Raw genomic sequence first — 19,680 nt, 5'->3', positions numbered from 1 at the left:
CGTGCGGGTCCTGCTGTTCTCCGCGAAGGAGTGCACACCAGCATGACGGACACCACCCTCGCCCCGGTAGAAGGCACCGAGGCTCTCCCCGACACCCCGCCCCCAGCCCCCGAAGCGGCACCCGTATCGGCCCCGGTCGTGGAGCACACGCCGGGCGGCTGGCCGGTCGTGCCGCTCGCGGTGACCGGCACGAACACCACCACCACGCTCCTGGCCGCCGCCGCGCTGGTCGGCGGCCCGGCCGCGCTCGCGGTCGCCGCGACCGGCGCGGTGGTCCTCGGCGCCGCCGCAGCGACCGCCCGCCACCGCCGCGACCGCAAGAACAACCCCAAGCCCAAGGCCGCCAACGGCCGCACCGCCCGCGCGGGCCGTACGGCGGGGGCGTCATCGGCCGCTCGGCGCGGTTCGGGGCGGGTGCCGACACAGGCCCGTAACGGGAGCGCCGGCACCGGCAAAGCCGCTGGTCGTGGGCGCGGCGCCGGTTCCCGGACCGCCTCCGGATCGGCACCGGCCGGGAAGAAGACGGCCGGGCTCAACCGCAGCGTGAAGACCGCCAGGGCAGCAGCGTCCAGGGCGGGTTCTTCCGCCGCTTCCCGCAGGTCTGCGGGGCGTGTGGGGCAGGTCAAGGCCATGCGGCGAGCGGCCCGGCAGGCCTCGCCGTCCCGGGCCACTCGCCGCAACGACACCACGGGCGCCCGCCGTTCGATGGCGGACGCCCGCCGGAAGGCCAAGGCCGCCCAGCGGTCCGCCTCGCTCGCGAAGAAGGGGCTGCTCGGCCGGGCGATCGGCAAAGCCACCGGACGCATCGGCAAGGCCCGTGGCGCGGCGATAGAGCGGGCTCGTAAGGCACGGGACCGCCGGGCTGCCGGCCGGGTCGACGCCCAGCGTGACCGGGTCCGCAAGGCCCCCGCGCGCAAGGCGGCACGGAGGGCGCTGCGCAGGTCGGCGGCCCGCTTCCAGCGGCGCCGCCTGCTCGCGGCCCTGCTCGCCGGGGCACTCGGCATCGTCGGGATGCTCACGACTCCGCTCGGCCGGAAGCTCGGCCTGCCGTGGCTGGTCCACCCCGGCCGGCGCCTCTACGCCCGCCTCACACAGACCGCCGCCGAACAGCGCGCGGCCCGAGACGAGCGCATCCGGGCGGCCCTGCAGGACGACGAGGCCGCGATCGACGCCGAAGCCGCCGAGGACGGTAGCGAGCACATCGGCGACACGGCGGAGCGGCCCGCTGGGCTCGTTCCCGCCGCACCCACCACCAGCAGCGACACCACCGAGGGAGAGATCGTGTCGGGTTTCCGGTTCGAGGAGTACGCGGCGGAGATGGAAGCCGCGGCGAACAGCTACGAGCCCGAGAACGCCATGGAGATCCTCGCCATGGTCGAAGGGCTCCCCGCCGCGCTCACGAGCGTGGCGAACGTGATGCGGATCCTCGCCGAGCGCGCCGACTCCGAGTTCCCGCTGGAGAAGGAAGTCGCCGACGGCTTCAACGACATCTACGGCGCCCTCATGTCCGCGGTCGGGGTCGCGGAGGACATGGGGCCGCTGTTCCGCGTTGCGCACGAGCAGGACATCGCCCGCCACGAGGACCCGCGCAACGGGACCGAGGCCGAGAAGGGATGGAACGTCTAACCCATGGTCAACAACACTGCTGCCTCCACGGGGCCGGTGTGGGACTGGGCTGCCGGTCACGGACCCGTGACCGGCGCCCTGTCCGCCACCACCGGAGCCCTCGCCATCGCCACCACCGGCGCCGCCACCGGCATGCCCCCCGGCTGGGCCCTCGCCGTCGGCGCCGCCGGCGCGATCGGCCACACCATCACCAGCCTCCGCGACCGCCTCTCCGCCCGCACCATCACCATGCGCGCCGCCTCCTGGCTGGTCGGCGCCGGATGGACCACCTGGGCCATCACCACCGGCCCCCTCACCTGGGCCGCCCTCGGCTCCCTGGCCACACTCGGCGTCGGCCTCGGCGCCGCCGCCCGCTCCACGCTCCTGCACGAGGAAGCCCGCGAACTGGAAGCGCTCGCGCAGGCCGAGCGGCAGGTCGCAGCGGAGCTCTCCGCCGAGCGGCGCGCGATCGCAGCCGAGTGGGTCGACCGGATCCAGCGCGTCTGCAACATCACCATCCGCGTCCTCGCGGTGGAGATGTGGCCGACCGGCACCGGGTTCACCATCGACGCCGAACTCCCGCCCGGCGGCGCCACCTACGACCGCATCGCCCGCGAGGCCACCCGCCTCTCGGCCGACGCCCGGCTGCCGCACGGCTGCACCGCCGCCGCCTCGCAGGGCATCGACCAGGGCCGCGTCCTGATCGACGTCACCACCGTCAACGTGCTGGCCGAGGAGATCACCTACCCCACCGAGTACACGCCGCTGTCGATCTACACCGGGATCCCGTGGGGCTACCGCACCAACGCCGAAGAGATCCGCGTCTACCTGCGCGAGCAGTGCGCGCTCGTGGTCGGTCCGACAGGGTCGGGCAAGACGAACATGGTCCACGTCATCCTGGCCGGGTTCGCCCGCACCACGGACGTCCTGACCTGGGTCATCGACCTCAACGCCGGATCCGCCGGCCTGCCCTGGGTCCGCCCCGCACTCGACACCGAGGGCCGCATCGTCGACGGCCTCACGCCGGGGGTGGACTGGCTCGCGTCCTCCTACGAGGAAGCGCTGCTGATGCTGGAGACCGCGCTCGCGATCGGCTACCACCGCAAGGTCGCCTACCAGGACCTGATGGCCGAGCGGAACACCGACCAGCTGCCCGTCAGCCCGAAGATTCCGCAGATCATGCTCCTCATCGACGAGGGCGCCGAGATCCTGACCAGCACCGACCGGCGCATGAAGGAACTCGCCAAGAAGATCCTGGAGATCATCCGGACGCAGCGTGCCATGGGCATCCGGACCGTCCTCACCGCCCTGGGCGCCACCGGGTCCGTCCTGGGGGATCTGATGATCCGTCGCGAGGCCAAGGCCCGGGTCTGCCTGACCGGCGGTGAAGTCGAGGGCATGGACTTGTCCAAGGTGTTCCCCGGCTCCCGTGGCCTGCGGGTCGACCAGGCTCCCTACAAGGGGTCCGGGTTCATGGGTACCCCCGAGTCCCCCGCCGCCCTGTTCAAGAACTGGCGGATCCTCCCGAACCAGATTCGCGACATCGTCGCCGCCACCAGCACCATGCACCCGACCCTCGACGACACCTCCCACCACGTCGCAGGCACCGCCTACACCGACCGGTGGGCCCCCGACCGCACCGCGTGGATGCGCACCCACAGCCACAGCGCCGTGGACAACCGGCAGGAGCCGTCCGGCAGGCCGGAGGGTCTGAACCTGTCCGCGCTCCGCACCGAGCAGCCGCCCGCCGCAGAGTCGGAGGCGGACGCGCTCGCGCGGCGGTTCCGTGAGCAGATCGACGCCCAGTTCGGCACCACGCCCGACCCGACCGAGGCCGAGCAGCCGCCCGCCCCGGCCGGGCTCAACCTCTCCGCGCTCCGCGACGAGGACAACGCCGCCCGCACCGCCGCGCTCGCGCTGCTCCTGTCCGCCGGGCCCGAGGGCACCGGAGCGTCCGCGATCGCGCGTGCCCTCACCGCGGAGTACGGCACCACCCGCCAGACGGTGGTCGGCTGGCTCAAGACCTGGACCGACGACGGCACCGCCGTCCGCATCGGCACCGGCACCAAAGCCCGCTACGTCCACCACCGCCACGCACCCACCAACCCCGCCGAGGACTGACCACTTGTCGCTTGTCACCCACACCCGCGAGAAGGGGTCTGGGCGGCTTGCTGAGGGCCGGAAACGGCTTGTGACCTGCAAGGCGACAAGCGACAAGACAAGCGCGCGACAAGACAAGCGACAAGCCGCACGACAAGCCAGACGACAAGCGACACGACAAGCACAGCACCGGCCGGCACCCCTCAACGAGGGTGCCGGCCACCGTCGTTGAAGGGACCCCGTTGTGCACTACGAGACCCCGTACGAGAGCACCACCCCCACCCGCTACGGCGACCCGTACTACCGGCCCGCCGCCGTCCCCCAGCCGGTGATCCTCCCGGCGGAGATCCCGCCCGGCGTCGACTGGGTCACCCTCCCCAACGGGGTGCGCACCCTCGCCTACACCCAACCCACTACCCCGCCGCCCGCCGTGCCGGTCAGTCAGCCGGTCCCCGCCTGGGCCAAGACCACCGCCCTGCTCGCCCCCACGGTCGGCGGCGGGGTCGCCGCCGCCGGTATCGGACTCTCCTACGCCGCCCCGGGACTCCTCGCCATGAGCAACGCCCTCTGGTCCGCCGCCGCCCTCGTCATCGCCGCTGTCATCGCCGTCCCCCTCCTCCTCACAGGGAGCCGACGCGGCACTGGGCGGACGGAGAGCACGCACATCACGCAGAACATCACCGCCACCGGCCTGTTCGGCCGGGCCAACGGCACCATCAACCACCGCTGAACGCCGAAAGCGGCCCCTGTCTCACGCCAATGAACCCGGGGCCGCTCTCGTCTGCCAGCACCTCTTAGAGAACTGGAGACATCCAGCATGACCCATGACCCCCGCTTAGCGCTGCTCCGTGCAGCGCTGGACGCAGCCGAACGCGGCTGGCCCGTGTTCCCGTTACGCCCCGGCGACAAGCGGCCCGCCGGACACCCTGAGGCGTCCTGCCCCGGCACCGGCCGGTGCGCGGACGGGCACCTCGTGCCCGAGCGGCGCGCCACCCTCGACCCGGACCTGATTCGGGCCGCGTGGACGATGCGGCCGTACAACGTCGGGATCGCGACCGGCCCGGCCGGGCTACTCGTAGTCGACCTCGACACGCTCAAGCCGAAGGACGTGAAAGGAACGCCTGACGGCGTGACTTCCTTGCAGGCGCTCTGCGAGCGCGCCGGGCAGGCCGTTGCGGCGACCTACCGGGTGCGGACCGCGAGCGGGGGAGAGCACCTGTACTTCACCGCCCCGGCCGGCGTCCGGCTGCGGTCGACGGCGGGCACGCTCGCGCCGAAGGTCGACACCCGGGGGTGGGGCGGCTACGTCGTCGCCCCCGGATCTGTCCTTCCCAGCGGCTCGTACGACGTCCTCGACGACGTCCCTGTTGGTGAACTCCCCGTGTGGCTTCTGGAGGCTCTGGCACCCTCTCAGAAGTCCGTACGGCCGGTTGCGCTGTCCATGCCGAGCAGGGCGAGCCGGTACGCCGACGTGGTGCTGGAGCGCGAGGCCGCCGCTGTCGCCACGGCCGTGGAGGGTGGCAGGGAGGCGGAGTTGTTCCGGGCCGCCCGCGCCGTGGGGCGCCTGGTCGCGTGGGGCGACCTCGACCGGCACGTGGTTGAGGAGGCTTTTCAGGTGGCGGGGGAGTCGGCGGGACTGCGGCCGGCCGAGTGCCGCTCGACCCTGCGCAGCGCTCTGAACTGGTCCATCCGTACCGCCCGACCCCGGGAGACGGCATGAGCGACCGCCCCAACCCCCGCCTGAAAAGCATCACCCGGACCACCGACTGCCCGGCAGCCGCCGAGCAGCCTCGCCGCCTGCGGGCCGTGGGCGCCTCGAAGGTCGTCGCCGAAGGCGTCACTTCTGCTCTTCTCCCGAACCCCGGCGACCCGACACCGGATCAGCCCGGGATCCGCATCTGTGCGGCTCCGGTCTACCGGTCGCACCACGACGGCGCCCGCTGGTCCACCCGCACGGACGGAGCCCCCACGGCTGCGTACGCCTGCGCCTGCGGCCAGACCGGCGCCGCCACCGGGGCGAACTCGGTTGCGGCCCTGGTCGCCGAGTACGACGCCCACAAGACCGCCTGCACCGGGGCCGTGGTCCCGCTTCCCGAAGGGAGGGACGCCGCATGAGCGAGCAGCCCATCGACGGCGCCGCCCTGCTCGCCGAAGTCGAGCAGTTCCACCGCCGGTTCAACGTCTTCCCCCGCGAAGCCGCCTACGTCGCCGTCGCCCTGTGGGACGCCCACGCCCACCTCCTCGACGCGTTCGACTCCACCCCGCGGCTGGCGTTCCTCTCCCCAGAACCCGGATCCGGCAAGTCCCGCGCCCTGGAGGTCGTGGAGACGCTCGTGCCGCGTCCGATGCTGGCGGTGAACGCGCGGGCCGCCGCCCTGTTCCGGTCCGTCTCCGACCCCGCCGGACGGCCCACGATCCTGTTCGACGAGATCGACACCGTCTTCGGACCCAAGGCCGGGGACAACGAGGAACTGCGCGGATTCCTGAACGCCGGGCACCGCCGCTCCGGAGTCACCTACCGGTGCATCGGCGACGGCGGCAACCAGACCGTCGTGGAGTTCCCCTCCTACACCGCCGTCGCCGTCGGCGGGCTCGGCTACCTGCCCGACACCATCACCACCCGCTCGGTCATCATCCGCATGCGCCGCCGCGCGAGGAACGAGCACGTGGAGCCGTTCCGGGCCCGGCTGCACGAGGCGGAGGGCAACAAGCTCCGCGATCGGCTCGCCCAGTGGGCCGACCAGGTCCGCGAGGACGTCGCCGGACGCTGGCCCGAGATGCCCGAAGGCGTCACCGACCGCCCCGCCGACGTGTGGGAACCGCTGATCGCGGTCGCCGACGCGGCCGGCGGCGACTGGCCCGACCGGGCGCGTGCCGCGTGCCTGGAACTGGTCAACGCCTCCCGCGCCGACGACAAGGGCAGCCTCGGTATCCGGCTCCTCACCGACCTGCGGGACCACGTCATGGCGGGCATCGACCGGATGCCCACCGTCGCCGTCCTGGACCGACTGTGCGCGCTCGACGAGGCGCCGTGGGCCGACATGAGCGGCCGGCCGCTCGACTCCCGGATGCTCGCCAAGATGCTGGGCGAGTACATGACCAGCGACAACAACCCGATCAAGGCCCGCAACATCAAGACCGCCGGGACTGTCCTGAAGGGCTACTACGCGCTCGACCTCCACGACGCGTGGCAGCGGTACTGCCCCCCACCCCCCTCCAGGGCCGCTACCTCCGCTACCTCCGCTACCCCGCAGGTCAACGGCCTGGAATCGGTAGCGGAAGGGCTCTTCACGTCCGCTACCTGAGCGCTACCCCGCTACCGGCCCCGCGCCCCGGAAGCCGGGGCCGGTAGCGGCACACGTCCGCTACCGCTACCCCGTCCGCTACCTCCGATCATGCCCCTGACCAGGGCGGTAGCGGCACACGTCCGCTACCGCTACCCCGTCCGCTACCTCCGATCATGCCCCTGACCAGGGCGGTAGCGGAGGTAGCGGAGGTAGCGGACCTGACAGGAGGGGGCGAGACCGCCCCTCGTGTCGCCGCCCGGCAAGGAGAGGAAGGGAAGTTCATGACTACGGCCCCCGTCGCGTCTTCCACCGTGCACCGCCTGCATCGCGTCGAAGCCGCTGCCGAAGTACTCAACATCAAGCGGACGACGGCGTATGAGGAGATCCGGCTCGGCCGGCTCCGGACCGTCCGGATCGGCCGTAGGCGCCTCGTGCCGAGCGAGTACATCGACGACTACGTCGAACTCCTCAAGCGCGAGGCCGAAGCCGCTGCTTAACCCGTTCACCCGAGGGGCCGCACTGACCAGGTGCGGCCCCGCTGCTATTGGAAGGCGCGAATGCCTGAAGCGTCCGGCCGGCCTCGCAAGGCTGGCAATGGAGAAGACTCGATCTACTGGGACAAGTCGAAGAACCGCTTCGTCGGGGCTGTCTCTCTCGGCTACACCCCGGCTGGCAAGCGGCATCGGCCCAAGGTGTCCGGCAAGACGAAGACCGAAGTCCGGCACAAACTGAAGGAACTCAAGAAGGAGTTGGATGCCGGAGTTAAGTCCTCGGCCACGTACACCGTTGAGCAGGCCGTTTCCGACTGGCTGAAGAGCGGCCTTAAGGGGCGCGACACCGCGAGCGTCGACACCTACCGCAGTCTCGCCAAGAACCACGTCGTTGCCGATCTGGGAAGGGCGAAGCTGCGCGACCTGGAGGCCGATGCACTCGACCACTGGTTGGAAGAGAAGTCGATGGTCCTGGCGACCAGCTCTCTGCAGATGGTGCTCTCCATCCTGAGGCGGTCGATCGCTCAGGCCCAACGGAGAGGGAAGGTGTTCCGTAACGTGGCCGAGCTGGTGGAGGCGCCTGAAGGCAAGACGGGGCGCCCGAGTAAGTCCCTGACGCTGCCTCAGGCCAAGGCGGCTCTCTCCGCGATGCCCGGTTCCTGGATCCATGCCTACCTGGCCCTTTCGCTGTTGGTAGGCATTAGGACTGAGGAGGTGCGTCCGCTCACGTGGAGCCACGTGAAGCTGGACGTGCCCGAGGACTCTGTCCCGCATGTCGAGGTTTGGCGCTCCGTGAGACGCCGTGGAGAGACCAAGACGCGGAAGAGCCGCCGGACTCTGGCAATGCCGCAACAGCTCGTCGGCACCTTGCGGGCCCTGCGAGAAGTGCAGCAGGCTCAGCGCGCGTTGCTGGGGCTCTCTTGGCGTGACGACGACTACGTCTTCGGCACGGACAGCGGCGCGGTGCGTAGCGCCCACGATGTTCGGCGAGCGTTCAGAGCCTTGCTCAAGGAGGCCGGGTTCGAGACCCCCGAATCCTGGACGCCGAGAGAGCTGCGAACGAGCTTCGTATCCGTTCTGTCGGATCACGGGATCCCCATCGAGGTGATCGCTCGCGTAGTGGGCCACAGCACCACGCAGACCACGGAACTGGTGTACCGCAAGCAGATTCGCCCGGTCATCACCCAGGGCGCGGAAGCCATGGACGAGATCTTCCGGGATGCCGACAGTTCGAAGGGGTAGGGCCGACGACGTCAGTGCCGTGGCTCCCGATTTGGCTCCCCGTGGCGAACGCCGTGGGGAGCTGGAGCGGCGAGGGCTGCCGGTGACCAGCAGGTTTGGCGTCCAGTTCCGGAGGGGGCTGCTTACGGAGCCGCTAAGCGGCCCCTCAGACACCGCCTTGGACGGCCCCTCAGACACCGCCTCGAACGGCCCCTCAGCCCAGGCGGCGGTAACGCCGCTCCGGGCGGCCCGTACCCCCGTACCGCAGGGTGATCTCCGCGCGGCCCGTCTCCGCGAAGTACTCCAGGTAGCGGCGGGCGCTGACCCGGGAGAGCGCGCCGGCCTCCGCGCACTCCGTCGCCGACAGACCCTCCGGGTGGGCCCGCAGGATGCCGTCCACCAGGTCCGCCGTGTGGGCCGCGAGGCCCTTGGGGAGTTCGCGCGAGCCCGGCGGGCGGGTGCCGAAGATCTGGTCCACGTCCTCCTGGCGCGCCTCGTCCAGCGCGTCCAGACGGGTCCGCAAGCTGGCCACGTGCCGCAGCTGCTCCTGGAGCGCGGCCTGGTTGAAGGGCTTGATCAGATAGTGCAGCGCCCCCGCGCGCAGCGCCGAGCGGATCATGCCCGCGTCCCGCGCCGCCGTGATGAACAGGGCGTCGACCGCGAGACCGGACCCGCGCAGCTCGCGCAGGACGGAGATGCCGTCCATGTCCGGCAGGTAGATGTCGAGCAGGACGAGATCCGGGCGCAGCCGGTCGGCGAGGCGCAGCGCGTCACCGCCGCTGTGCGCGACCCCGACGACGGAGAAACCGTCCACAGTCGACACATATCGGCTGTGCAGCTTCGCGACCATGAAGTCGTCGTCGACCACCAGCACCTTCGTCACGCCGACACGCTAGGTCGAGACCACAAGGACCACAACGTCCGTTGATTGCGGAAGAGAGACAGGTTCTTAACGCGCGGGCAACATGTGGGCCACTTCACATACCTATCGAGAGGCGGCACACGTGCGTCTGCGCACCCCCCTCGCCCTGCTCGGGGCCGCGCTGCTGGTGTTGGTGGGGCCGCCCCTGCTCTCCGCCGGCGGCGGCTCCGACACCGGCACCCAGATACCCGGACTGCGCTTCATGGTCCCCAACACGCCCGGCGGCGGCTACGACATCACCGCCCGCACCGCCGCGAAGAACGCCGAGGACGCCGGTCTGACCACCGACATCGAGGTCTTCAACCTGCCCGGCGCCGGCGGCACCGTCGGCCTGACCCGGCTCGTCGGCGAGCACGGCAACGGCAAGCTCGCCATGTCCATGGGCCTCGGCGTCGTCGGCGCGGTCCACACCAACAAGACCCCGAAGACCCTCGCCGACACCACCCCGATCGCCAGGCTCACCATGGAGCCCGACATCGTCGTGGTCGGCAAGAACTCCCCGTACAAGACCATCCAGGACCTGCTCACCGCCTGGAAGAAGGACCCCGGCAAGCTGCCCGTCGGCGGCGGCTCCTCGCCCGGCGGCCCCGACCACCTCGCCCCGATGCTGATGGCCCAGGCCGCCGGCATCGCGCCGAAGAGCGTCAACTACATCCCCTTCGACGGCGGCGGCGAACTCCTCGCCTCCATCCTCGGCGACAAGGTCGCCTTCGGCGTCTCGGGCGTCGGCGAGTACCTCGACCAGATCGAGTCCGGCGAACTGCGCCTGCTCGCGGTCACCGGACCCGAGCGGGTTCCCGGCCTGGACGCCCCCACCCTGCGCGAGGCGGGGCTCGACACCGAGTTCATCAACTGGCGCGGGATCGTCGCCCCGCCCGGTCTCTCCGACGCCGAGCGCGACAAGCTCGTCGGCCTCGCCAAGGAGCTGCACGGCTCCCCGCAGTGGCGCGAGTCGCTGAAGAAGAACGGCTGGAACGACGCCTTCCTGCCCGGCGAGCAGTTCGGCGCGTTCCTCGCCGAGCAGGACAAGCAGGTCGCCTCCGTACTGAAGGAGCTGGGACTGTGACCACCCCCGCCACCGAGAAGACGCAAGGCCGCTCCTGGCTGCGCGAGCACTCCGAACTCGGCGTCGGCGTCCTCCTCTTCGCCATCGGCGTCCTCGTCCTCACCGACGCCCTCACCATGACCGTCGACATCGCCCAGCGCGGCCCGGTCGGCCCCAAGACCGTCCCCGTGGTCGTCGGCACCGGCCTGCTCGTCGTCGCCGTCCTCCTCGCCGTCGACGTCCTGCGCGGCGGCCGGGGCGAGTCCGAGGGCGGGGAGGACGTCGACCTCTCCGAGCCCGGCGACTGGCGCACGGTCCTGCTCCTCTCCGGGGTCTTCCTCGCCTTCGCCGTCCTCATCGGACCCGTCGGCTTCCCCGTCTCCGGAGCCCTGCTCTTCTGGGGCGCGGCCTACGCCCTCGGCAGCCGCCACCTCCACCGCGACCCGCTGATCGCCGCGGGGCTCTCCCTGCTCACCTACGTCGTCTTCAACAACCTGCTCGGAGTTCCGCTGCCCGGCGGCCCGCTGATGGGAGTGCTCTGACCCATGGACTCACTCAACTCCCTGATCGACGGCTTCGGTACGGCCCTCACCCCGATGAACCTGCTGTGGGCCGCGATCGGCGTGCTCCTCGGCACCGCCATCGGCGTCCTGCCCGGCATCGGCCCCGCCATGGCGGTCGCCCTGCTGCTCCCGGTGACGTACGGACTCGAACCGACCGGCGCCTTCATCATGTTCGCCGGCATCTACTACGGAGCCATGTTCGGCGGCTCCACCACCTCGATCCTGCTCAACACCCCCGGTGAGAGCGCGGCCGTCGTCGCCGCCCTGGAGGGCAACCCGATGGCCAAGGCGGGCCGGGGCGCGCAGGCGCTCGCGGCGGCCGCGATGGGCCACTTCACCGGCGGCATGATCGGCACGCTGCTGCTCGTCGCCCTGGCCCCGACCGTCGCCGCGCTCGCCGTCGACATCGGCGCGCCCGACTACTTCGCCATCATGGTCCTCGCCTTCATCGCGGTGACCTCCGTCCTCGGCTCCTCCCGCATCCGGGGCCTCGCCTCGCTGCTCATCGGCCTCACCCTGGGTCTGGTCGGCCTCGACCAGATGACCGGGCAGCAGCGCCTCACCTTCGGCTCGCTCCAGCTGGCCGACGGCATCGACGTCGTCATCGTCGCGGTCGGCCTCTTCGCGATCGGCGAGGCGCTGTGGGTCGCCGCCCATCTGCGCCGGAACGCCGGTGAGGCCATACCCGTCGGCCGCCCGTGGCTCGGCAAGGACGACGTGCGGCGCAGCTGGAAGTCCTGGCTGCGCGGCCCCGTCATCGGCTTCCCGTTCGGCGCGATCCCGGCCGGCGGCGCGGAGATCCCGACCTTCCTCTCGTACGTCACCGAGAAGCGGCTCTCCAAGCACAAGGACCAGTTCGGCAAGGGCGCCATCGAGGGCGTCGCGGGGCCCGAGTCCGCCGCCTCGGCCTCCGCCGCCGGCACGCTCGTCTCCATGCTGACCCTGGGCCTGCCGACGACCGCCGTCGCCGCCGTGATGCTCGCCGCCTTCCAGCAGTACGGCATCCAGCCGGGACCGCTGCTCTTCGAACGCGAACCCGACCTGGTCTGGGGCCTGATCGCCTCGCTCTTCGTCGGCATGGTCCTGCTGCTCGCGCTCAACCTGCCGCTCGCGCCCGTCTGGGCCAAGCTGCTGCGCATCCCGCGCCCGTACCTCTACGCCGGCATCCTCTTCTTCGCGGCCGTCGGCGCGTACGCGGTCGGCGGCGAGGCGCTCGACCTGGTCATCCTGCTGATCATCGGCCTGATCGGCTTCGGCATGCGGCGGTACGGACTGCCCGTCCTGCCCGCCGTCATCGGCGTCATCCTCGGCCCGGCCGCCGAACAGCAGCTCCGGCGCGCCCTGCAGATCAGCGACGGCTCGCTGACCGGCCTGGTGAACACCCCGTTCTCGATCACGGTCTACGCCGTCATCGCCCTCCTGCTGGCCTGGCCCCTCCTCAAGAAGGTGATCGTCCGCCGCCGTCACGTGTCGGCATGACCCAGGACGTCCTCCCCCTACGCCCTGCGGGCGTGGGGGGACCCCGCGTACGGCTACGAGCTCGTCGAGCGGCGTGTGGAGGGACCGTACGATCGTATGCACCACCGCAAGCGTCTCAACTCGCCCCCGATAGGGTGAGTTTCGGCCAGCTCATGGCGTGATCCGGTATCCCTGGCGGGCGATACACCCCCCACCCCGAAGGGATCACCCCTCATGCGTATCCGCCTCGCCCTCTCCGCCGGCACGCTGCTCGTCGCCGCGGCCGCCGGCACCGTCCACGCGGACCCGGCCGACTCGGTGACCGTCGACGCGTACGGAACCGTCGCCGCCGACGGCACGGTCACCCTCTCCGGCCAGTACCGCTGCCTCGACGACAGCGCGGGCCCGGTCTTCGTCAGCAGCACCCTCGTCCAGCGGGACCGCTCGGCCGGCATCGGCGGCACCCGGGCCGTCTGCGACGGCCAGGTCCACGACTGGTCCAACTCGGCCGTCGTGAAGGAGCCCGCCTACCGGGCCGGCGCCGCCCAGGTGAAGGCCGCCCTGATGCAGCTCACGCTCTCGAACCCGCTGGGCGTACCGCTGCCCGGCCTCCTCGCGGCGGAGGAGGCCGACGTCATCCTCGGCTGACGCCGACGTCGTGCGGTCGGGGTCCGGTGCTCCCGAGCAGCCGGACCAGACCCTCGCGGCCGAGGTGTTCGAGCTCGTCGAGGGCCGTGACGGCGCGGGCCGCCGCCTCCGGGTCGGCGGCGGCCAGGCCGCTCGCCGCGAACTCGTCCTCGTCGAGCCGCAGCACCTCGCTGCCGTCCGCCGACACCCACAGATCCAGGTCCAGGTCCTCGACCACGACCTCCGAGCCGTCGGTCGAGGCCGGCCGGGTGATGTCGCAGTACCAGCCCTTGAGCGTGCCGTCCGAGGACCGGACCTCCTTGACCGCGTACCACCGGTCGCGCCAGTAGTGCTCCACGAACACATCGCCCGGCTCGAACCGTACGAAGCCGAAGTCCCGCACCCCCTCGGCGGCCCAGGGCGCGCGCACGGTCAGCCGCGCGCCCTCCTCGGCCACGACCTCGGCGGGGTACCGGATCTTCGTCCGGCCCGCCTTCACGAGCACCACCTCAACCGAGCGCCCTGACATGGCGCACCTCCGTCGCACAGATCTCGTATCCGAACCATTCGTTGATCGCCAGCATCGGCCCGTTCCCGGCGTCGTTCCCGGTGAACGCCTCCGTACAGCCCGCCGCGCGCGCCCGGTGCAGGGAGGCGTTCTTGGCGAGCTTGGCCAGACCCCGGCCCCGGAACGCCGGGTCGGTGCCGGTCATCGCCGTGCTGTACCGCCCCAGGCCGTCGGTCTGGGCGGCGCTGAACGCGGCGGGGCGGCCGTCGACCACCGCGACCGTGGTCAGCTCGGGGTCGAAGAGGGGATGGTTCCACGTGGTCGCCAGCCAGTGCTCGTAGTCCGTCAGTTCGGAACCGACGTCACTGGGCTCGTCGGCAGTGGTCACCGCGTCGAGCACGAACAGCGGACGGGGATCGGCGGCGAAGGCGGCGGCGGCCCGCAGCTCGACACCGGCCGGCGGCTCCTGGAGCGGCGGCAGCTCGGCGGAGGTGAGGTCGAGGCGGAGGAAGTGCGCGGAGCGGCGGGCCTCGTAGCCGTGCCGCTCGGCGAAGCCACGGAACCCCGGCTCGTCGAGCACCCAGCTGTAGAGCGTCGTCGCCCCGCACCGCGCGAGATGCTCCTCGGCAGCCCGGACAAGGAGCGTTCCCGCGCCCAGGCCCCGCTTCTCCGGGTGGACGTAGACGTTGACCGAACCGATCCCGGGCTCGGGCGCGTCGTGCGCGATGCGGAGTTGGACCGTGCCGACGATCTCCCCGTCCACCTCGGCGACCAGGGGGCGCGCGTGGGCGTCGGGATGGGCGTGCGCCCAGTCGAACGCGACCTGGGTGCCGCTGGCGAGCATGTACGGGAGCGCGGCACGCCGGACGCGGGCGAAGGCCTCGGCGTCATCGGGGTGTACATCTCGGACGATCACAGTCATGGTGCCGCACGCTATGCGGGGGAGTGGCGCGGCCGCCTCCCATTTTCCCCCGGGGCGGGGGGAGAATCGGCGGGTGACATTGCGAATCACCGTGGACACGGCTTCCTCGACCGCCCCGTACGAACAACTGCGCGCCCAGATCGCGGAACGCGCCCGCTCGGGAGCCCTGCCGGTCGGCTACAAGCTCCCGACGGTACGGGGCCTGGCGGAGGACCTCGGCCTCGCGGCGAACACGGTCGCCAAGGCGTACAAGTCGCTGGAGGCGGACGGCGTCATCGAGGGGCGGGGCCGCCTCGGCACGTTCGTCGCCGCCGCCGGCGACGCGGCGGCCCGCCTCGCGGCGAGCGCGGCGGCGACGTACGCGGCGGAGGCGAAGCGCCTGGGCCTGAGCCGGGAGGCGGCGACGGCGGCGATCTCGGACGCCTTGCGGGCGACGTACGAGAGCTGATCCGGCGGACGCCCGGGCGCTCCGGCGAAGGCTCGGAGCGCCCCGACCGGGCTGCTTTCCCCGCCGGCTCGGAGTGCCCGACCGGGTTGGGTTCCCACCCGCCGGCTCGGAGTGCCCGACCGGGCTGCGTTCCCCCGCCGCCCCTACAGGTAAAGCCCCGACTCCGGGGCCCGGGACTCCGGGATGCCGGCGGGCGACGTGCCGCGGCGCAGGGCGTACAGCTCGGCGAGCGTCGCGCCGTCGCGCCCCACGCCCTCCTCCGTCCCCAGCCACCCCACGGCCTCCGACCGCGTGAGCCCGCCCACTTCGAGCCGGGCCAGGCACCGGCCGGGGCGGACCACGGCGGGGTGGAGCCGCTCCAGGTCCTCGTTGGTGGTGACGCCGACGAGGACGTTGCGTCCCTGACCGAGCAGCCCGTCCGTGAGGTTCAGGAGCCGGGACAGCGCCTGCCCCGCCGTGTTCTTCGCCTCGCCGCGGATCAGCTCGTCGCAGTCCTCCAGGAGCAGCAGCCGCCACCGCCCCTTCGCCGTGCCCTCGTCCTCGCCGATCGCGATGTCCATCAGATAGCCGACGTCGTTGAAGAGCCGCTCCGGGTCCAGGACGCAGTCCACCTGGCACCAGTCCCGCCAGGAGCGGGCGAGGGTGCGCAGCGCGGAGGTCTTGCCGGTCCCCGGCGGCCCGTGGAGCAGCAGCAGCCGGCCGGCGATGTCGTCCGGGGTGACCTTCATCAGCCGGTCCATCGCATCGGCCACCGGAGCCGTGTAGTTGGGCCGGATCTCCTCCCACGTCCCGGCGCTGATCTGCCGGGTCGTACGGTGCGGGCCGCGCCGGGGCGACACGTACCAGAAGCCCATCGTGACGTTCTCGGGCTGCGGCTCGGGCTCGTCCTTCGCCCCGTCCGTCGCCTCCTTGAGGATCCGCTCCGCGAGGTCGGAGTCCGTCGCGGTGACGGTGACGTCCGCGCCCCTGTTCCAGCGCGAGACGAGCAGCGTCCAGCCCTCGCCCTCGGCGAGCAGAGCGGCCCGGTCGTCGTCCTTGGCGGCGCGCAGCACCTTCGCCCCGGCGGGCAGGAGCGTCGCGGCGGGCTTCACCCGGTCCAGGGTCGTGCTCTGCGCGTGCGGCTGCTCGCCGGTCGTGAACCGGCCGAGGAAGAGTGCGTCGATGACGTCCGAAGGGGAGTCGCTGTCGTCGACGTTGAGCCGGACGGGCAGCGCCCGATGCGGCTCGGACGGGACGGACGGCGCGGACGGGTCGGACAGGACGGGCCCCTCGACTGGCGTGGCTGACATGGCGACCATGATCCGGCAACCGGGCATGCCCCGCACCACGTTTTGAAAGGAAGGAAAGGGCTGATCGGGCTTTATGCCCAAAGGTCTGTCGGCCCCCCAAAGAGGGACTTTCGACCCTGCTTACGGAGTCTTTACCTCTGTTTGGATCTTGCAGGTCAACCAAAGTTGATCAGGCCCGCGCCCAGCTGGAACGGCAGGCGTGGACCTGTCGTTCGAGCAAGGACCTGCATGTCGTCGATACGGCGTAGATTTACCGGATCCATCGCGGTGGGGGGCGTTTCGGCGCTGACTGCGCTCGCTCTGCTCGGCGCGGCCACCCCGGCCATGGCTGAGGAGCACACCGACCAGGCGGTCCACACCGACCAGGCAGCACAGGACGTACGCGACGCCGTACGCGCGAAGAACCCGCTCGGCGGGGTCGTGACCGAGGCCGTCACCGCCGAATCGGCCCTGCTCGCCGCCCAGGTGTACGACCGTCGGATCGAGGTCCTCGACCGGCGGACCGAGACCTCCACCACCTGGGCCAACCCCGATGGCACCCTGACCAGCACGGTCTCCGGCGGCCCCGTCCGCATGCTGAAGGACGGCACGTGGACCGACGTGGACGCCACGCTGCGCCGCCGGGCCGACGGCACCGTCGAGGCCGAGGCGCACCCCGGCGAGCTGAAGCTGGCCGGACCCGGCGGCGCCCGGGCGCGCTCGGCGCGCGACGCGGCCGACGCGCCCGCCTCCGCCGCCCGTGACCTGATCACCCTCGGCACCGGGGACCAGTCGCTCGGCGTCCAGTGGAAGGGCGGCCTGCCCGCTCCGGTCCTCGACGGACCGAAGGCCACGTACCCCGACGCCGTCCCGGGCGCGGACCTCGTCGTCGACGCCACCCGCACCGGCTTCGAGCAGTTCCTCAGCCTCAGGCAGCGGCCGGCCGACGGGGCCGCCCCGATGACCCTGCCGCTGCGGATCCCGGGTCTGACGGCCACCCAGCAGCCGGACGACTCCGTGGTGTTCGCCGACCGGGAGAGCGGTGAGCCGGTCGCCACCATGCCGGCGCCCGTCATGTGGGACGCCCAGGTGGACGAGCGCTCCGGGGAGCGCAAGCGCACGGCCCGGGTGCCGATGACGGTCGTCCAGGACGGGGACACGGTCGAGCTGCGGCTCACCCCCGACCGGGCGTTCCTCGCCGACCCGGCGACGAAGTACCCGGTGACCGTCGACCCGGCCACCGACACCCTCTCGGTCCTCTTCGACACCTTCGTCCAGGGCGGCGACACCACCGACCAGTCGGCGTCCACCGATCTGAAGATCGGCTGGCCCGGCGACTACGCGGGCACCACCAAGCGCACCGCGCGCTCCTTCATCACCTGGGAGACCGGCCAGTTCGCCGACGCGCTGGTGACCGACGCCAAGCTGTCGCTGTACAACTACCACTCCTGGTCCTGCGAGAAGCGCGGCTGGGAGGTCTGGGCGGCCGACCCGGCCGACACCTCGAGCCGCTGGACCAAGCAGCCCACGCTGCGCCAGAAGTTCGCCACCTCCGCCGAGACCCGCAGCGGCCCCTGCGGCAACGAGGGCCGGGTGACCGCCGACGTCACCGAGCTGGCGAAGACCTGGGCGAGCGCCAAGGCGGCGACCGGTTCGGTGGGCCTCAAGGCCGTCGACGAGTCGGACACGTACGCGTGGAAGCGCTTCTACTCCTCCGAGACCACGGAGGACAAGGTCCCGCAGCTGACGGTCACCTTCAACTACCGCCCCAAGAATGGCGCGAACCTCCAGGCCGGCACCCCGTTCCACAGCGAGGGCGGTGTCTACAAGGTCAACAGCCTGACCCCCACGCTCCGTTTCACCACCGAGGACGTCAACGAGGACGACCAGGTCCAGGGCACCTTCGAGGTCAAGGACAAGGCGACCGGCGAGGTCGTCGCCCTCTTCAACGCCCCGTTCGTGCGCTCCGGCGAGACGGCCTCCACGAAGGTCCCGGCCGGCAAGCTGGCCACGGGCCGCGCGTACACCTTCCGTACGACGACCTATGACGGCCAGCACTACGCCAACGGCTGGTCGGACCCGGTGACCTTCACCGTGGACACCTCCTGGCGTCCGGGCCCGGCCATCGACGCGTTCGGTGCGGCCAACGCGGCCCTCGACGCCGCCGACATCACCCCGGCGAGCACCAGTGACGCCCGGTTCGCGGTCATCGCCGAGACGGCGACCGGCACCGTGACCGTGCCGTGGGACTCCCAGGGCCGCATCGAGGTCAAGCCGGACGACATCCCCGCGGTCGGCATCGGATCCGGCGCCGGCCCGCAGCGCGCGGTCAACGTCAACGGCAGCGTGGTCCACGCCGACGCCGCCTCCCCGGTCGACACCGTCGTCCAGCCCACCCTCGACGGCGGCAGCCGGACGCTTCAGGTCATCAAGAACGCCACCGCGCCGCGCGAGTACCGGGTTCCGCTCAGCCTCGCCCCGGGGTCGAGCCTGCGTCAGCAGCCGGACGGCTCGATCGTGATCGTCTCGGCCGACCCGAACGAGCCGGTCGCGGCGATCAACGCCCCCTGGGCGAAGGACGCGCACGGCAAGCCGGTGCCCACGTCCTACCGTCTTGAGGGCCAGACCCTGATCCAGACGGTCTCCTTCGACGCGAACACCGCGTTCCCCGTCGTCGCGGACCCGTGGTGGAACCCGTTCAGCTGGAAGTGGAAGCGGATCGGCAAGGTCGTCAAGAACGCGGCCAAGAAGTGCGGCGTCGGCGCCCTCGCCGCCTATGTGCCCGTCCAGTCGCACCACGTCTCCGTCAACATCCAGCGCGCCCGCGCCGGCCTGCGGATGGTGAAGTTCGCGGGCGGTCCCTGGGGCTACGTCTCCGTGGCGGCCGCGGGCTGCCTGATGGGACAGCTGTCATGACCCGCGGGCAGGACCGGCGCCAGGCCCTCGGCTGGACGGGGGACCCCGCCCCCGGCGGCCGCCCGGCCGCCCTGCTTGACCTGCTGGTCCTGGTCGCCGTCCTGACGGTGATCGCACTCGGCCTGCGCGCGCTCACCGCCGTCCCCACCTGGGGGGCGATCCTGATCGGCGCCTTCGTGGCGGCAGGCACGACCCGCCTGCGCCCGGGCGCGCGCATGCTCCGCGCCGTGGGCCGCCGTCGCTGACGGCCCGCAGAGCGGAGGCCGTACCGGAGACCGCTCCGGTACGGCCTCCGCCGC

Annotated in this window: 19 protein-coding genes; 15 read left to right on the top strand and 4 right to left on the bottom strand. The window is 71.8% G+C overall.

Annotated features, from left to right (window positions below):
* Nucleotides 1-42: 42 nt before the first annotated feature.
* The 8 genes from ACFWRO_RS14915 (at nt 43) to xerC (ending at nt 8,725) form a co-directional block, all read left to right on the top strand.
* Nucleotides 43-1,626: a hypothetical protein gene (locus ACFWRO_RS14915; protein ID WP_384509589.1), complete on the top strand. Its 1,584-nt coding sequence runs from the start codon at nt 43-45 to the stop codon at nt 1,624-1,626.
* 3 nt (nt 1,627-1,629) lie between these two features.
* The gene (locus ACFWRO_RS14910; RefSeq protein ID WP_384509586.1) at nt 1,630-3,726 is read left to right on the top strand and encodes a hypothetical protein; all 2,097 of its coding nucleotides are present in this window, start codon (nt 1,630-1,632) and stop codon (nt 3,724-3,726) included.
* Between the two features lie 223 nt (nt 3,727-3,949).
* Nucleotides 3,950-4,435: a hypothetical protein gene (locus tag ACFWRO_RS14905; RefSeq protein ID WP_384509584.1), complete on the top strand. Its 486-nt coding sequence runs from the start codon at nt 3,950-3,952 to the stop codon at nt 4,433-4,435.
* A gap of 87 nt (nt 4,436-4,522) precedes the next feature.
* Nucleotides 4,523-5,425: a bifunctional DNA primase/polymerase gene (locus ACFWRO_RS14900; protein WP_384509581.1), complete on the top strand. Its 903-nt coding sequence runs from the start codon at nt 4,523-4,525 to the stop codon at nt 5,423-5,425.
* Nucleotides 5,422-5,820: a hypothetical protein gene (locus tag ACFWRO_RS14895; RefSeq protein WP_384509580.1), complete on the top strand. Its 399-nt coding sequence runs from the start codon at nt 5,422-5,424 to the stop codon at nt 5,818-5,820. The genes ACFWRO_RS14900 and ACFWRO_RS14895 overlap by 4 nt, the downstream gene beginning before the upstream one ends.
* Nucleotides 5,817-7,010: a DUF3631 domain-containing protein gene (locus ACFWRO_RS14890; RefSeq protein ID WP_384509577.1), complete on the top strand. Its 1,194-nt coding sequence runs from the start codon at nt 5,817-5,819 to the stop codon at nt 7,008-7,010. The genes ACFWRO_RS14895 and ACFWRO_RS14890 overlap by 4 nt, the downstream gene beginning before the upstream one ends.
* 263 nt (nt 7,011-7,273) lie before the next feature.
* Complete coding sequence (locus ACFWRO_RS14885; RefSeq protein ID WP_384509575.1) at nt 7,274-7,489, top strand: helix-turn-helix domain-containing protein; 216 nt, start codon at nt 7,274-7,276, stop codon at nt 7,487-7,489.
* Nucleotides 7,490-7,549: 60 nt separating this feature from the next.
* A complete protein-coding gene (gene xerC, locus ACFWRO_RS14880) occupies nt 7,550-8,725 on the top strand; it encodes a tyrosine recombinase XerC (protein WP_384509572.1) in 1,176 nt (391 codons plus the stop codon).
* A gap of 193 nt (nt 8,726-8,918) precedes the next feature.
* On the opposite strand, the gene ACFWRO_RS14875 is transcribed toward xerC, so the two are convergent.
* On the bottom strand, nt 8,919-9,587 hold the full coding sequence (locus ACFWRO_RS14875) for a response regulator (protein ID WP_384509569.1): 669 nt from the start codon (nt 9,585-9,587) through the stop codon (nt 8,919-8,921).
* A 121-nt stretch (nt 9,588-9,708) separates the two neighbouring features.
* On the opposite strand from ACFWRO_RS14875, the gene ACFWRO_RS14870 reads away from it, so the two are divergent.
* The 4 genes from ACFWRO_RS14870 (at nt 9,709) to ACFWRO_RS14855 (ending at nt 13,340) form a co-directional block, all read left to right on the top strand.
* The gene (locus tag ACFWRO_RS14870; RefSeq protein ID WP_384509566.1) at nt 9,709-10,692 is read left to right on the top strand and encodes a Bug family tripartite tricarboxylate transporter substrate binding protein; all 984 of its coding nucleotides are present in this window, start codon (nt 9,709-9,711) and stop codon (nt 10,690-10,692) included.
* Nucleotides 10,689-11,213: a tripartite tricarboxylate transporter TctB family protein gene (locus ACFWRO_RS14865; RefSeq protein ID WP_384509563.1), complete on the top strand. Its 525-nt coding sequence runs from the start codon at nt 10,689-10,691 to the stop codon at nt 11,211-11,213. The genes ACFWRO_RS14870 and ACFWRO_RS14865 overlap by 4 nt, the downstream gene beginning before the upstream one ends.
* A 3-nt stretch (nt 11,214-11,216) precedes the next feature.
* Nucleotides 11,217-12,713: a tripartite tricarboxylate transporter permease gene (locus tag ACFWRO_RS14860; protein WP_384509561.1), complete on the top strand. Its 1,497-nt coding sequence runs from the start codon at nt 11,217-11,219 to the stop codon at nt 12,711-12,713.
* A gap of 213 nt (nt 12,714-12,926) precedes the next feature.
* The gene (locus ACFWRO_RS14855; RefSeq protein ID WP_384509558.1) at nt 12,927-13,340 is read left to right on the top strand and encodes a DUF6299 family protein; all 414 of its coding nucleotides are present in this window, start codon (nt 12,927-12,929) and stop codon (nt 13,338-13,340) included.
* Here ACFWRO_RS14855 and ACFWRO_RS14850 read toward each other — a convergent pair.
* Nucleotides 13,327-13,848 carry a DUF402 domain-containing protein gene (locus ACFWRO_RS14850; protein WP_384509556.1) on the bottom strand — a complete coding sequence of 174 codons (522 nt, stop codon included), beginning with the start codon at nt 13,846-13,848 and terminating at the stop codon, nt 13,327-13,329. The genes ACFWRO_RS14855 and ACFWRO_RS14850 overlap by 14 nt on opposite strands.
* Nucleotides 13,829-14,749 carry a GNAT family N-acetyltransferase gene (locus tag ACFWRO_RS14845; protein ID WP_384509553.1) on the bottom strand — a complete coding sequence of 307 codons (921 nt, stop codon included), beginning with the start codon at nt 14,747-14,749 and terminating at the stop codon, nt 13,829-13,831. The genes ACFWRO_RS14850 and ACFWRO_RS14845 overlap by 20 nt, the downstream gene beginning before the upstream one ends.
* Nucleotides 14,750-14,822: 73 nt before the next feature.
* Here ACFWRO_RS14845 and ACFWRO_RS14840 point away from each other — a divergent pair, with 73 nt between their 5' ends.
* On the top strand, nt 14,823-15,197 hold the full coding sequence (locus ACFWRO_RS14840; protein ID WP_362004223.1) for a GntR family transcriptional regulator: 375 nt from the start codon (nt 14,823-14,825) through the stop codon (nt 15,195-15,197).
* 143 nt (nt 15,198-15,340) lie between these two features.
* Here the strand turns inward: ACFWRO_RS14840 and ACFWRO_RS14835 are convergent, their stop codons facing one another.
* A complete protein-coding gene (locus tag ACFWRO_RS14835) occupies nt 15,341-16,486 on the bottom strand; it encodes a DUF5925 domain-containing protein (protein WP_384509550.1) in 1,146 nt (381 codons plus the stop codon).
* A 324-nt stretch (nt 16,487-16,810) separates the two neighbouring features.
* On the opposite strand from ACFWRO_RS14835, the gene ACFWRO_RS14830 reads away from it, so the two are divergent.
* Nucleotides 16,811-19,381: a DNRLRE domain-containing protein gene (locus tag ACFWRO_RS14830; RefSeq protein WP_384509547.1), complete on the top strand. Its 2,571-nt coding sequence runs from the start codon at nt 16,811-16,813 to the stop codon at nt 19,379-19,381.
* Entirely contained in the window at nt 19,378-19,626 is a 249-nt protein-coding gene (locus ACFWRO_RS14825) for a hypothetical protein (protein ID WP_384509545.1), read from the top strand. The genes ACFWRO_RS14830 and ACFWRO_RS14825 overlap by 4 nt, the downstream gene beginning before the upstream one ends.
* The last annotated feature ends 54 nt before the right edge of the window (nt 19,627-19,680 follow it).

The organism is Streptomyces sp. NPDC058579, assembly GCF_042718575.1.
In the GTDB taxonomy this organism is placed as follows: domain Bacteria; phylum Actinomycetota; class Actinomycetes; order Streptomycetales; family Streptomycetaceae; genus Streptomyces.
Note: the sequence above shows the minus strand (reverse complement) of the source record. Positions and strands in the feature narration are given on the sequence as shown.